Here is a 13,370-nt window from a genome sequence, read left to right as displayed (position 1 = left end):
GGCTGATGCCGAAGCGGGTGGATCACAGTTCTCGACGCGCGACGATCAGCGATGCGGTGATGCGCTTGCTCGCCCGCGACGGCCTGGAGTCGATCAGCCTGCGCCATGTCGCCACCGAGGCAGGGGTCTCCGCGGGCCAGGTGCAGCACTATTTCCCCAGTAGGGAAGCGATGATGGAATTCGCCACCTCCACCATCGCCGACCGGGTCGCCGCCCGAATCTCCGCGGCGGGCCCCGATCTCGACCTCCACCAGATGCTCACCGCGCTGCTGCCCACCGACCCCGAATCGGCCGCCGATGCCCGCATCCTGATCAGCTACCTGGCCTTCGCCTCGGTCCGCCCCCAGATCGCTGAAACCCTGGCGACAAACGGACTCGGCTTCCGCGACCACGTCGCCGCCATGATCACCCACCACCCCGACCCGACGACCGCCGCCGACACTCTCCTCGCCCTACTCGACGGCCTAGCCCTCCACGTGACCATCGGCCAACTCTCTCCGGAAAGGGCCCGAGCCTTGCTGGCAGCGGCAATCGATGACGTACAGGGCCACCCGCGCAGCGCGCCGAACTGATCGACGGCCCCGGTTTTCAGGGCTACCGGTCGGTCGGTTCAGGGGGCATCATCCTTCTCGTCCACTCTGTGGCAACACTTTTCGAAAATTGGGAGACAGTGTGTCGATCGGGAAATTCGTGATGGCCTGCGCGGCGATTCTGGCGCTCGGCGCGTTGGTACCCGCAACCGCGGCGGCCGCGCCGACGGTAGCTGTCGAGGTCGCGGACAGCGGCAGTGCCAACGCGAGCAGCGGGAGCGCGTTGCTGACGATGCTCATCAGGGAAATGTTCAAGCCGTGCCCGTTCAGCAGCACGGTGTGCCCGGCGACCTGAGTTCTGCCGGATGGCCCCGCCGCGACCTGCGTCGGGGCCATTGTTGTGTCAGACGGAGCCTTTCGGGTCCGTGGCGCGGGCCAGATCGAGGTCGAGGGTGAACGGGACGTCGACCTTCAGGCGGCCGTGGTGGATGCCTGCGGTCGAATACTTGCGCTGCGCAGGATCTAGTTCGTAGGCGTACACCACCGCGCGGCCGTCGACGTTCTCTACGCGCCAGAAGTGCGGGATGCCCGCTTCGGCATAGAGCTGGGGATTACGGTGGCGGTCACGCTCGATCGAGTCCGGCGAGACGACCTCGATCGCGAGGACAACGTCTTCCGGCCGGAATGTCGTCTGGTCGAGGCCGGTGATGCCCGCCGCATCGACGACCATCACGTCAGGTTCAGGTCGCTGACGGGGACCGAGCGTCACCGTCATCTCCCGAATTACGGCGAGTTTCGCTGGAACCTGCCCGATCAACTGCCATTCGAGGAACCTGATCAGCAGCAGGTGAAACATCTTCTGCGGACTCACGAACACCAAGCTCCCGTCGACGAGCTGCGTATGCGGCGGCAGTTCAGCCAAACGGTCCAGGTCTTCGGCGAAATATCCCCCCGGTGGCGGCACCGGCCAGCTCAGCGGGGCCCTGTCCCCTGATGGCATCGGATCCGCGGTCATCGGTTCCTCGCTCGTCGCTCGGCGATCGTTTGACCTGCCAAGTATGGCATGACCGCCGTCGTCCGAACCCTCGCTCGGCCGGGTCATCGCACCACCGCGGACTGCGATCGGCCCTCGACGATCGCGGCGCCGAGGGCCGATCGCCTCACACCGATGCTGATTCGTTCCAGCCGGCTCGGGTTCGGTGTTCAGCTACCGCGGCCGCGGTTTCGGCCATCACCAGTTCCGCGTTGATCTGCGCACCGGCCATGGCGCCGGCTGCGGCGGCCGCGCCGACCTGCGCGGACGGATCGGTGGCGTTGCCCGCGATCCAGACACCGGGGACCGAGGTGCGGCCTACGGGGTCGGCGGGGATGTGCTCGCCCATGCCGGAGGGGTGCGGTTCGGGAACAAGGCCGAGATCGGTGAGGAAGGTGGCGCGGGTGTTCATGCGGGGTGCCACGACCAGTGCGTCGCGTTCGATGACGGTGCCGTCGGCGAGCTGGACGCCCGTCAGACGGTCGGCGCCGAGCACCTCGACGACCTTTCCGTCGACGATCCGGATGCCACGTGCCACCAGCTTTTCCGTGTCTTCGTCACTCACCGGGCCCGCCGTGTGGGACAGGAAGACGATGTCGTCGCTGAGCTGACTGAACAGCAGCGCCTGGTGCACCGACATCGGGCCGCTCGCCAGCACGGCGATGCGCTGGTCGCGCACCTCCCAGCCGTGGCAGTACGGGCAGTGCAGCACGTCGTGGCCCCAGTGTTCGCGCAGACCGGGGACGTCGGGGAGCTCGTCAGCGAGTCCGGTGGCGACGAGAACGCGCCGGGCGGTCACGGTTCGCCCGTCGGCCAAGATCACCTGGAAGTCAGCAGAACTCACCGCACCGCCGTCGGCCGCACCTGTCGCACGCGGTTCATCAGCGAACGGCGAGGCGTCGATATTCTCACCGGATCGCACTGTGCCCACACCGGCTACCGCGGAAACCTCACCCGACACCACGTGTCCGCCGTACCCGCGCACTTCAGCGCGCCCGAGCTCGAGCAGCTCCAACGGGGACATCCCCTCCCGTCCCAGCAGTCCGTGCACTCCCTGAGCAGGTGCGTTACGCGGCGCCCCGGTGTCGATCACGGCCACCGAGCGCCGCGAACGCGCCAGCATCAGCGCGCCGTTCAGCCCTGCGGCTCCGCCACCGAGCACCACTACGTCGTACGAATCTTCCAGCTGTGTCATCTCGACCTCCTTCGAGAATCCACAGTGCACGCCAGCGGCAAACACTGGCAAACTTGTTTGCCGACATGGCAAACTGGAGAGCATGGACGACCTCGATCAAACCCTCGACTCGGTCGGCCCCCGGCTGCGCACCCTGCGCAAACAGCGCCAGACCACCCTCGCCGACCTCTCCCAGGAAACCGGCATCTCGGTCAGCACTTTGTCCCGCCTGGAATCCGGCGCCCGCAAGCCCACCCTGGAGCTACTGCTCCCCCTGGCCAAGGCGCACGGCGTCACCCTCGACGAACTCGTCGACGCGCCACCCACCGGCGACCCGCGCATCCACCTGCGCCCGATCACCCGCCACGGCATGACCATGCTCCCGCTCACCAAACGCGCGGGCGGCATCCAGGCCTTCAAGATGATCATCGCCCCCGGCGCGCGCAATCGCCCCGACACTCCGCAGGTGCACGAGGGCTACGAATGGCTGTATGTGCTCAACGGCCGCCTGCGCCTGATCCTCGGCGACAACGAAGTCATCCTCGCCCCGGGCGAGGCCGCCGAATTCGACACCCATGTGCCGCACTGGTTCGGTGCCGCCGACGAGCAGTCGGTCGAATTTCTCAGTCTCTTCGGCAAACAGGGCGAACGCGCCCACTTCCGCGCCCGCCCGAAGGGTTCGGCCTGACAGCGGCGACGGGCCAGGACTCCAGGCCCTGACCCGTCGCGTTCAGCCGAGCGTGCAGCTCGCGCGTCCGCAGATGTGCTCGAGTTCCTGGTGCTGGGGCATGGTCTCGTCGGTGGTCACAATCCCGTGAACACCGAACTCAACCCTGTAGCGCGGCGATCAACGCCGGACTCAACGCCAGCGCGGGCAGCGACTCCACCAAGAGGTCGACCAGTGCCTCGCGACTGATCGGCTTGTCGATCATCCAGGTGAGGATGGTCTCCTCGACGAAGGCGATCCAGCCGCGAATGGCCAAGGTGAGCCGGGCCAGATCGGGATCCTCGGGCGGCAGCGGCAGTTCGCTGACGATGAGATCGGCAATGGCACCACGGGTTTTGTTGACATAGTCGGCCAGGTCGGGAGTGATGCTGGCGGGCCCGCGCAGCACCGAACGGTAGGACGTGGAGTTCTCGGTGGCGTAGTCGACGAACCGTTCGATCGAGTCGCGCAGCATGTCGAACAGCGACAGCTCACGGTTGGGCATGATCGCGGTGAAGAACTCGGCGCTCACATGCCGGGCGATCGCCTCGTGGAATTCCTGCTTGGAGGCGAAGTAGTGGAACAGCAAGCCGCGCGAGATGCCCGCTTGCTTGGCGATGTCGTCGATCGCGATGTCCTCGAGCGACCGGTCGACAAGCATTTCGACACCGAGGGTGATCAGCTGCAGCCGACGCTCCTCGGGGCTGAGCCGCACACGCTTCGTCTCTCCCGCACTCCTGGTACTCACAACAGCCATCCTAGCCGCTACTGAATTCGGCTCAATAGCTGTTGACTCCGCCTCAATAAGGCCGTAGTCTGCAATACATGAGTCGTAAGGTTACAGACAATGTTGTCGTGCCCCGGGTCGCCGAAACCCGCCACGTGAAGACGATCATCGTCGGCAGCGGGTTCGCCGGGCTCGGTCTGGCCATCCGCCTGCGCCAGGAGGGTCGCGAAGATTTCCTCGTGCTCGAGCGCGGCAGCGAAGTCGGCGGCACCTGGCGCGACAACACCTACCCCGGCGCTGCCTGCGACGTGCCTTCGCACCTGTACTCCTACTCGTTCGCGCTGAACCCGGACTGGACGCGCTCGTTCTCCAAGCAGGGCGAGATCCAGTCCTACATCAAGGGCGTCGCCGAGCGCTACAACGTGCTCGACCGCCACATCTTCGACTGCGACGTGCAGAGCATCCGCTGGAACGACGCCACCACGCAGTGGGAGATCGGCTCCACCAAGGGCAACTTCACCGCCGACACCGTGGTCTCCGCGGTCGGTGCGCTGTGCGAGCCGTCGCTGCCCGATATCAAGGGCATCAACGACTTCGAGGGCGAGATCTTCCACTCCGCCCGCTGGAACCACGACGCCGACCTCACCGGCAAGCGCGTCGCGGTGATCGGCACCGGCGCCTCCTCGATCCAGATCGTGCCCGCCATCGCGAGCAAGGTCGCCACGCTCGACGTGTACCAGCGCACCGCGCCCTGGCTGTTGCCGCGCGTGGACCGCCCGTACCTGCTGCCCGAGCGCCTGGCGTTCAAGCACCTTCCCGGCGTGCAGCGCCTGTCGCGCGCGGCCATCTACGCGGCCCGCGAGACCCAGGTCGTCGGCCTGACCAGGTTCCCCGTGCTGATGAAGGCCTTCGAAGGCCTATCGCGCGCCAAGCTGGCCATCGAGATCCGCGATTCCGAACTGCGCAAGAAGGTCACCCCGAACTACCGGATCGGCTGCAAGCGCATGCTGATCTCCAACGAGTACTACCCCGCGCTGGATCGCGACAATGTCGACGTGATCACCGACGGCATCGACGAGGTGAAGTCGGGTTCCATCGTGACCAAGGACGGCACCGAGCGCGAGATCGACGCGCTCATCGTGGCGACCGGCTTCCACGTCACCGACTCCCCGGTCTACGAGACTGTGGTCGGCCGTGACGGTCGCTCACTGTCGGAGGTGTTCGACGAGGTCGGCCAGCAGGCGTACAAGGGTTCCTCGATCGAGAACTTCCCGAACATGTTCTTCCTGGTCGGCCCGAACGTCGGCCTCGGCCACACCTCGATGGTGTTCATGATCGAATCGCAGATCAACTACGTCGCCGACGCGCTCGCGACCATCGACGCCAAGGGCTTGCATACAGTGGAGGTCCGCAAGGACGTCCAGCAGGCCTACAACCGCGAACTGCAGGACAAGCTCGCCAAGACCGTCTGGAACACTGGCGGCTGCGCGAGCTGGTACCTGGACAAGCACGGCAACAACACCACCCTGTGGCCCGACTTCACCTTCCGGTTCCGCAGTCTCACAAGACAATTCGATGTAGATGCCTACAATGTGACAACCTCTGACGCCTCGCGCGCCGACGATCAGAAAGTGGTAGCCCAGTGAGCAAAGATGCTTACTTCACGAACAAGGTATGCGTGATCACCGGAGCCGGCTCCGGCATCGGCCGCGCACTGGCCGAGAACCTGGCCGCGCGTGGCGCCAAGCTCGCGCTCTCCGATATCGACGCCGAGGGCCTGGCCCAGACCGTCGCCTCCTGCGAGAAGCTGGGCGCGCAGGTGAAGTCCGACCGGCTCAATGTGGCCGAGCGTGAGTCGTTCCTGCTCTACGCCGATCAGGTGAAGGCGCATTTCGGTGTCGTGCACCAGATCTACAACAACGCGGGCATCGCCTACCACGGTGACGTGATCAAGACCGAGTTCAAAGACATCGAACGCATCATGGATGTGGACTTCTGGGGTGTCGTCAACGGCACCAAGGCGTTCCTGCCGATGCTGATCGAGTCCGGCGACGGCCACGTGGTCAACGTCTCCAGCCTCTTCGGCCTGGTCGCCGTGCCCGGCCAGGCGGCCTACAACTCGGCCAAGTTCGCGGTGCGCGGCTTCACCGAGGCGCTGTTCCAGGAGATGAAGGTCGCCAAGGCGCCCGTCAAGGTCACCTGTGTGCACCCCGGCGGCATCAAGACCGCGGTCGCCCGCAACGCCACCTACGCCGAGGGCATGGACGGCGCCAACGCCGCCACCCTGTTCGACAAGTACCTGGCCATTCACAGCCCGGAGATGGCCGCGCAGACCATCACCGAGGGTGTGCGCAAGGGCCAGGCCCGCGTGCTGATCGGCTGGGAGGCCAAGCTGCTCGACGTGAGCGTGCGCTTCCTCGCCTCCGGCTACAGCCGGATCTCGGCCGTGGTCAACGGCCGCTTCATGCCGAACTGACAGATCCAGGAAACTCCATGCGCGAGTTCAAGATTCCACTGCCGATCGCCCGCACGGTGCTCCACCCGGTGTTCCGGGTGACACTCAACGCGCGGCTACCGGTCGTGGTGCAGCGCGCTCTGCTCGATGCGGTCTCCCGGCTGCAACTGGTGCCCGACGGTTCCGTCGTGCAGCAGTTGCAGCTGGGTGGGCGCCCCGCCGAGCGCGTGATCGCCGAGACCGCCATTCCGGGTTCGCGTACCCGGGCGGTCCCGCCGGAACGTGCCGCGGGCGCGATCTTGTACCTGCACGGCGGCGGCTACGTGGTCGGTTCGATCGCCACGCACCGTTCGCTGGTGGCCGGGCTCGCGCGCGAGAGCTCGTGCGCGGTGTACTCGCTGGACTACCGGCTGGCGCCCGAGCATCCGTTCCCGGCCGGTCTCGACGACGCCGAGGCCGCGTTCCTCGACCTGGTGGGCAATGTCGGCTACCTGCCCGAGCAGATCTGCCTGGCCGGTGACTCGGCAGGCGGCGGCCTGGCGATGGCGCTGGCCCAGCGATTGATCGAACGGCATCAGATGACGCCCGCCGCGCTCGGCCTCATCGCGCCGTGGGTGGACCCCACCGCGGTGCCGAGCAGGGACCGCGACCTGGTGCTCAACTGGACGTGGTCGCGGGCGTGCGCCGCCCACTACCTCGGCGACGCCGCCGCCACCGAAGCGGGTTACGCCCCGCTGTCGGGAAACCTGATCGGCCTGCCGCCCACCTATGTGCAGGTCGATGTGAGCGAACTCCTGCACGACCAGTGTTGCAAGCTCGTCTCAGCCTTGCGTGGAGCGGGCGTGCACGTCCGCTTCACCGAAACCCGCGGCCTCTGGCATGTCGCGCAACTGCAGGCCGCGCTGGTCACCGAAGCAGCGCTGGCCCTGAGCGAACTCGCAGAATTCCTGCGAGAAGCAATTCAGCCAGTATCGATTGACGATTTACGATAAAGCCTGGTGACGTGCAATTCGGGCGGCGATATCGCGACCCGCCCGAACGTGTCGTAGATTACTGGCGAGTAGAACCCACTGGAAGGGCACAGATGCGAGAGTTCGAAGTTCCGGCTTCCTACACCATCCCGGACGAGGCGAACAATTCCGACAACGTCTTCCGCTTCGCGCAGGAGACACCGAACACGGTCTTGTTCAACGTCCCGAACGGCAGCGGCGGCTGGAACGACGTCACCGCAGCACAGTTCGCGAAGGCCGTCACCGGCGTTGCCAAGGGCCTGATCGCCTCCGGCATCGAGCTGGGCGACCGCGTCGCGATCATGGCGGCCACCCGCTACGAGTGGACGCTGCTCGACTTCGCGATCTGGGCCGCCGGTGGCGTGACCGTCGCGATCTATGACAGCTCGGCCGCCGAGCAGGCCAAGTGGATCCTGCAGGATTCCGAGACCAAGCTGCTGGTCGTCGAGAACGGCAAGCACCGCGCCACGATCGACGAGATCGAAGCCGGTTCGCTGCCCGCGCTGGCCGAGACCCTGCAGATCGACAAGGGCGCCATCGACACGCTCACCGAGCGCGGCGCCGAGCTGGACGACTCCGTCGTGCACGAGCGTCGCAAGCAGGTCGGCGCGGCCTCCCCCGCGACCCTGATCTACACCTCGGGCACCACCGGCCGCCCCAAGGGCGTCCAGCTGACCCACGCCAACCTCTACGCGGAATCGCGTTCGGGTGGCATCGAGCTCAGCGCGTTCGTCTCCGAGGGTCAGAAGACCCTGCTGTTCCTGCCGCTGGCGCACGTGTTCGCCCGCGCCGTCGCGCTGATCGCCTTCGATTCCAAGGTGACCATCCGCCACAGCTCGGACTGGACCACCCTGGTCGAGCAGTTCGGCGACTTCAAGCCGGACTTCATCCTCTCGGTGCCGCGCGTGTTCGAGAAGGTGTTCAACTCCGCCAAGCAGAAGGCGCACGACGGCGGCAAGGGCAAGATCTTCGACGCCGCCGCGGAGACCGCCATCGCCTACAGCACCGCGCTCGAGACCAAGGGCGGTCCCGACCTGCTGCTCAAGCTCAAGCACTTCGTCTTCGACAAGCTGGTCTACAGCAAGCTGCGCGCGGCCCTCGGTGGCCAGTGCCTGGCGGCTGTCTCCGGTGGTGGCCCGCTGGGCGCGCGCCTCGGCCACTTCTTCCGTGGCGCCGGCGTGACGATCTACGAGGGCTACGGCCTGACCGAGACCACCGCCGCGTTCACCGTGAACACCCCCGCGTTCATCCGGGTCGGCTCGGTCGGTCGCCCGATCCAGGGCCACGCGGCCAAGATCGCCGAAGACGGCGAGCTGCTGCTCAAGGGTTCGGTCGTGTTCGACGGCTACTGGGGCAACGCCGAGGCCACCGAGGAATCCTTCGTCGACGGCTGGTTCAAGACCGGCGACCTCGGTGCCATCGACGCCGACGGCTTCGTCACCATCACCGGTCGCAAGAAGGAAATCCTGGTCACCGCGGGAGGCAAGAACGTCTCCCCCGCGATCCTCGAGGACTCCCTGCGCGCGCACCCGCTGATCAGCCAGGTCATGGTCGTCGGCGACGGCCAGCCCTTCATCGGCGCGCTGATCACCCTCGACCCGGAGGCCCTGCCGGGCTGGAAGGATCGCAACGGCATCGCCGCCGACACCGCGATCGAGACCCTGATCGAGAACCCGACGCTGGTGGCCGAGGTGCAGGCCGCGATCGACGAGACCAACAAGAAGGTCTCCAAGGCCGAGGCGATCAAGAAGATCCGCATCCTCCCGGTCGACTGGACTCAGGAGGGTGGCGAGCTCACCCCGAAGATGTCGCTCAAGCGCGCCGTCGTGATGAAGCAGTACGCGGGCGAAGTAGACAAGATCTACTCCTGACCCTGACCTGAGAAAGGCCGGTTGCACGTCGCAACCGGCCTTTCTTGTGTCTGGGGGCTAGAACCGTTGCGCCGCGAATTGTGCTGCGGTGATGGTCATTCCGTTGATGCCGTAGAGCGTGTGCACGGCATTGGGCTGGGCGAGTGGAGAACCGTCGCAGATGTTGTCCGCCTGGATACACAGGTCGATGGTCTTGTCCGCATACGGTGCGCCGATCGACACGGCAGGCGCGTCGGCATCGCGCATGAACCGATCCGACGGTTTACCGAACAGCGCGACCGCCGCGACGTGCTCGGCTACCTCGGGTGACATCGACTCGGGCAGATACGACTCGTACTCGGCCGGCACCCCTTCGGGCACACCGGTGCCGGTCGCGAACCCGGCCAGCGCCGCGCCCTGGGAGTATCCGCCGAGGACGATCCGGGCACTCGGGCAGTTCGCCGCTATGTACTCGACCCGCCGCTGGGCATCGCCGATCCCCCGCACAACGGTGTGGGCGAAAGCGAGCCGGTCGGCGAAGTCACTGCTTGCCGGGTAGTCGACGCCATACGCGCCGACCGAGCGACCTCCGGCGTTCGCGCGCAGCGCTTCGACGAAGGACATACCGGTCAGACCGAGTTCGCCACCAGGCTCGGCGGTCCCGCGAGCGAAGACCACCTCGATGTCGGAACAGGGCGCGGCGGTAGCGGATTGGATGGGCGATACCAGGGGAATCGCGGCTGCCAGGAAGACTGCAGACACGAATCGCGAGAAGGAACGTGCTGTCATGCCGCGCAGACTACCGACCGCGAGCGTTCACCAGCACCTTGGCCACCGGCGCGCCGATCACCCAAGCCAGTCGCATTACGATCGTGGTACGCTGTGTCGTGTTCGATGACATCCTGTGGACACCAGCGTCCGAAGCTCATATCGCTCGACACCAAGTCGAGCCGCACGAGGTGAGGGAGGCAACTGAGCGGCCGTTCCACACGATGTCCGGCCGAGAAGGCACCACACTGCTCCTCGGTCGCACGTATCACGGCCGGTACCTGCTGGTCGTGTTCGCGTCCGCCCAAGACGGTCGGGCCTATGTAGCAACTGCGCGCGACATGACCGATGCGGAGCGGCGGGCGTACACCCGGAAAGCGAGATGACCATGGGTGATGTAGACAAGGCACGCGACTACTACGACAGCAACGACATCGCCGACGAGATCGAAAAGGCCTATCTGACAGCGCATCCCGGCAATGCCCCCGGTAGTGCGATGGCTTCGTACAGCGTTCGCATGCCCGCCGCCGTACTCGAGGAAGCCCGCGAGATCGCGAAGGTCCGCGGCATGACGACTGGCGCGTGGTTGCGAGAAGCCATCGAGGCCATGATCTCGCGAAACCGCGACGACGAGGAATCGGTCCCGATCTCTGTGCTGCTGGCGGCCGCTGAGGAGTACCGGCACCGAAAGGCTTCCTGACCGCGACCCAGCCCGGCGATCGGGCCGCGACGTAGGCTCGGTCCATGGCGTTCTTGCGGGCAGTGGCCGGGATCGTGGCCGCTGCGCTGGTACTCGGCGTGGCGGAGTTGGTCGCGGTGTTCACCGGGGCCGGTAGTGCGCCCGCGTACGCACTCGGGGCGACGGTTGTCGACCACACACCCGATGGGGTCAGGGAGTGGGCGATCTCGACCTTCGGGACGAACGACAAGGCCGTGTTGTTCGTGTGCATGGGCATTGTCGCGGTCGTCGTCGCGGGGCTCGCCGGGGTCTTCGAGCGAACGTCTCGGCCGATCGGGTCGGTCGCGTTCGCGATTTTCGGGGTGGTCGCGGCCGTCATCGGCGCCGGGAGAGTTGGCGGGTTCGCCGGTGCGCTGCCCGCACTGATCGGTACCGCCGCTGGAATTCTCGCGTTGCGCGGGCTGACCAGGCGGATCGACGACATATCCGATTCGCCGCGCGCCGCAGCGGAATCCGCTGATGCCGGATCCTCATCGACGGTCGGTGGCGCAGCGAACTCCGGCGAAGTCACGGCCGGCTTCGGCGAGGCCACCGCGACGTCAAATGTCAGCAGCGATGAAAGTCCGTCCCACACCGGCGCATCGATCGCGGGGGCCGGGCGGCGGCGGGTGCTCGGCGGGATCGCGGCGACCGGGGTGCTCGCTCTCGGAGCCGGGCTCACCGGCCGGCTGCTCGGCGGTGCCCGCCGTGATGTGACAGCCGAGCGCGAGACCGTCGAATTGCCAAGGGCGGCAACACTGTTGCCGGAACTCCCGCCGGACGCCGACCTTCGGGTGCCCGGACTCACCTCGTACATCACCCCCAACAGCGACTTCTATCGCATCGACACCGCGCTGATCGTTCCCCAGGTATCCACAGACTCCTGGTCGCTGCGCATCCACGGCATGGTCGAACGTGAAATCCGGCTCAGCTGGGACGACCTGCTGCGCCGCACGCCGGTGGAGCACCTGGTGACGCTGGCCTGCGTCTCCAACCCGATCAACGGCGACCTGATCGGCAACGCCCGCTGGCTCGGCTACCGCCTCGACGAACTGCTCGCCGAAGCAGGCCCGCTCCCCGAGGCCGACATGGTGCTGTCCCACAGCAAGGACGGCTGGACCGCGGGCAGCCCGCTGTCGGTGCTCACCGACGGCCGCGACGCGATCCTGGCCATCGGCATGAACGGCGAACCACTGCCCGTCCAGCACGGCTATCCCGCACGGCTGGTCGTCCCCGGCCTCTACGGATACGTCTCCGCCACCAAATGGGTCACCGAACTCGAGGTGACCCGCTTCGACAAGGCCACCGCCTACTGGACCCGCCGCGGCTGGTCGGCGCAGGGCCCGATCAAAACCGGCACCCGCATCGACACCCCCCGCGGCCGCGGCCGAATCCCGCAGGGCCGCACCGTGATCGCCGGTGTCGCCTGGGCCCAGCATCGCGGCGTCACCGGCGTCGAGGTGCAGATCGACGACGGCGACTGGCGGCCCGCCCGCCTCTCGACCGAGGTCTCCACCGACACCTGGCGCCAATGGGTCTACGACTGGGACGCCACCCCCGGCCAGCACACCCTGCGCGCCCGCGCCACCGACACCACCGGCCAACCCCAAACCGCCGTCGAACAAGACGTCATCCCCGACGGCGCCACCGGCTACCCCACCCTGACCATCCAGGTCAAGTAAAGCCGGGAACGTGCAGGAAGATGCCGCATGGCCCTGGCAAGATGGGCCTTATTCGTGCATCACCGAGCACAACCCAGGAGCGCACGTGTCCGCCATCTTCGACTGGGCGACCAGTGGCAACCTGCAACCGGAGCCGGTGACCCTGGAGATCTGGCGCAAGCTGCCGGAGGACTACTGCCGCCAGGTCGAGGTGGTCAACGGCGACATCGTGCGGGCTGAATCACCGAATCGCGCGCACCAGAAAGCCACGCGACGACTGACCGATCTCATGGAGGCCGCCGCACTCGCACATGTCGGCCAGTACGGCGGCTGCCTGGATGTCGGCACGGACTTCGACGTGGTGCTGTGGGAGTTTCCGCGAGCCACCATCCGCAGACCCGACGTCGCACTGTTCGACTGCGCTCCGAACGACCTGCGCCCGCTCCCCGCATCGCTGGTGAAGATCGCGATCGAAGTGGTCTCACCGGGCACGGAAATGGTCGATATCGCCGACAAGAAGTCCGAATACGCCCTGGCGGGAATCCCGTGGTATTGGCTGGTGTGGGTGGCCGGCAACAGCGTCAGCATGATCAAGATCTTCGTCCTCGATCACGTACTCGGTCAGTACGTCCCACACCTCGAGTTGCGGCCCTCGGGTGACGAATCGGTCGTCGAGGCGCCGGTCCGCTGCCAGATCGATTGGCAGCGGTTGAGTGAGCTGGTGCGGTGACCTCGTCT

14 protein-coding genes are annotated in these 13,370 nt (G+C 66.5%); 10 read left to right on the top strand and 4 right to left on the bottom strand.

All coding sequences use genetic code 11. From position 1 onward, the window contains the following. The first annotated feature begins 5 nt into the window (after positions 1-5). Positions 6-572 (top strand): TetR/AcrR family transcriptional regulator, encoded by a 567-nt coding sequence (locus ACTWPB_RS13150; RefSeq protein WP_446225928.1) that lies wholly within the window; start codon positions 6-8, stop codon positions 570-572. 100 nt (positions 573-672) lie between these two features. Further along, positions 673-885, top strand: coding sequence for a hypothetical protein (locus tag ACTWPB_RS13145; RefSeq protein WP_446225927.1), 213 nt, complete (start codon positions 673-675; stop codon positions 883-885). A gap of 48 nt (positions 886-933) precedes the next feature. Here the strand turns inward: ACTWPB_RS13145 and ACTWPB_RS13140 are convergent, their stop codons facing one another. Next, complete coding sequence (locus tag ACTWPB_RS13140; protein ID WP_446225926.1) at positions 934-1,545, bottom strand: Uma2 family endonuclease; 612 nt, start codon at positions 1,543-1,545, stop codon at positions 934-936. A gap of 145 nt (positions 1,546-1,690) precedes the next feature. Then, positions 1,691-2,758 (bottom strand): NAD(P)/FAD-dependent oxidoreductase, encoded by a 1,068-nt coding sequence (locus ACTWPB_RS13135; protein WP_446225925.1) that lies wholly within the window; start codon positions 2,756-2,758, stop codon positions 1,691-1,693. Positions 2,759-2,840: 82 nt separating this feature from the next. Here ACTWPB_RS13135 and ACTWPB_RS13130 point away from each other — a divergent pair, with 82 nt between their 5' ends. Next, on the top strand, positions 2,841-3,425 hold the full coding sequence (locus ACTWPB_RS13130) for a helix-turn-helix domain-containing protein (RefSeq protein ID WP_446225924.1): 585 nt from the start codon (positions 2,841-2,843) through the stop codon (positions 3,423-3,425). A 139-nt stretch (positions 3,426-3,564) separates the two neighbouring features. Here the strand turns inward: ACTWPB_RS13130 and ACTWPB_RS13125 are convergent, their stop codons facing one another. Beyond that, positions 3,565-4,200, bottom strand: coding sequence for a TetR/AcrR family transcriptional regulator (locus ACTWPB_RS13125; RefSeq protein ID WP_446225923.1), 636 nt, complete (start codon positions 4,198-4,200; stop codon positions 3,565-3,567). A gap of 68 nt (positions 4,201-4,268) precedes the next feature. Here ACTWPB_RS13125 and ACTWPB_RS13120 point away from each other — a divergent pair, with 68 nt between their 5' ends. The 4 genes from ACTWPB_RS13120 to ACTWPB_RS13105 all read left to right on the top strand — a co-directional run bounded on the left by ACTWPB_RS13120 (position 4,269) and on the right by ACTWPB_RS13105 (position 9,506). Beyond that, positions 4,269-5,816 carry a flavin-containing monooxygenase gene (locus ACTWPB_RS13120; protein WP_446225922.1) on the top strand — a complete coding sequence of 516 codons (1,548 nt, stop codon included), beginning with the start codon at positions 4,269-4,271 and terminating at the stop codon, positions 5,814-5,816. Then, entirely contained in the window at positions 5,813-6,646 is an 834-nt protein-coding gene (locus ACTWPB_RS13115) for an SDR family NAD(P)-dependent oxidoreductase (protein WP_446225921.1), read from the top strand. Before ACTWPB_RS13120 ends, ACTWPB_RS13115 begins: the two co-directional genes overlap by 4 nt. A gap of 17 nt (positions 6,647-6,663) precedes the next feature. Continuing rightward, positions 6,664-7,617 (top strand): alpha/beta hydrolase, encoded by a 954-nt coding sequence (locus ACTWPB_RS13110; RefSeq protein WP_446225920.1) that lies wholly within the window; start codon positions 6,664-6,666, stop codon positions 7,615-7,617. 92 nt (positions 7,618-7,709) lie between these two features. Beyond that, entirely contained in the window at positions 7,710-9,506 is a 1,797-nt protein-coding gene (locus tag ACTWPB_RS13105; protein WP_446225919.1) for an AMP-dependent synthetase/ligase, read from the top strand. A gap of 57 nt (positions 9,507-9,563) precedes the next feature. Here ACTWPB_RS13105 and ACTWPB_RS13100 read toward each other — a convergent pair whose 3' ends face one another. Next, complete coding sequence (locus ACTWPB_RS13100; RefSeq protein WP_446225918.1) at positions 9,564-10,274, bottom strand: cutinase family protein; 711 nt, start codon at positions 10,272-10,274, stop codon at positions 9,564-9,566. A 367-nt stretch (positions 10,275-10,641) separates the two neighbouring features. Here ACTWPB_RS13100 and ACTWPB_RS13095 point away from each other — a divergent pair, with 367 nt between their 5' ends. From ACTWPB_RS13095 to ACTWPB_RS13085, 3 genes are all read left to right on the top strand, one after another. Then, positions 10,642-10,953 (top strand): hypothetical protein, encoded by a 312-nt coding sequence (locus ACTWPB_RS13095; RefSeq protein WP_446225917.1) that lies wholly within the window; start codon positions 10,642-10,644, stop codon positions 10,951-10,953. 44 nt (positions 10,954-10,997) lie between these two features. Continuing rightward, positions 10,998-12,653 carry a molybdopterin-dependent oxidoreductase gene (locus ACTWPB_RS13090; protein WP_446225916.1) on the top strand — a complete coding sequence of 552 codons (1,656 nt, stop codon included), beginning with the start codon at positions 10,998-11,000 and terminating at the stop codon, positions 12,651-12,653. Between the two features lie 85 nt (positions 12,654-12,738). Next, positions 12,739-13,362 carry a Uma2 family endonuclease gene (locus ACTWPB_RS13085; protein WP_446225915.1) on the top strand — a complete coding sequence of 208 codons (624 nt, stop codon included), beginning with the start codon at positions 12,739-12,741 and terminating at the stop codon, positions 13,360-13,362. Positions 13,363-13,370 lie beyond the last annotated feature (8 nt).

The organism is Nocardia sp. IBHARD005 (genome assembly GCF_052814245.1).
This window is presented reverse-complemented; position numbering and strand designations above follow the sequence as displayed.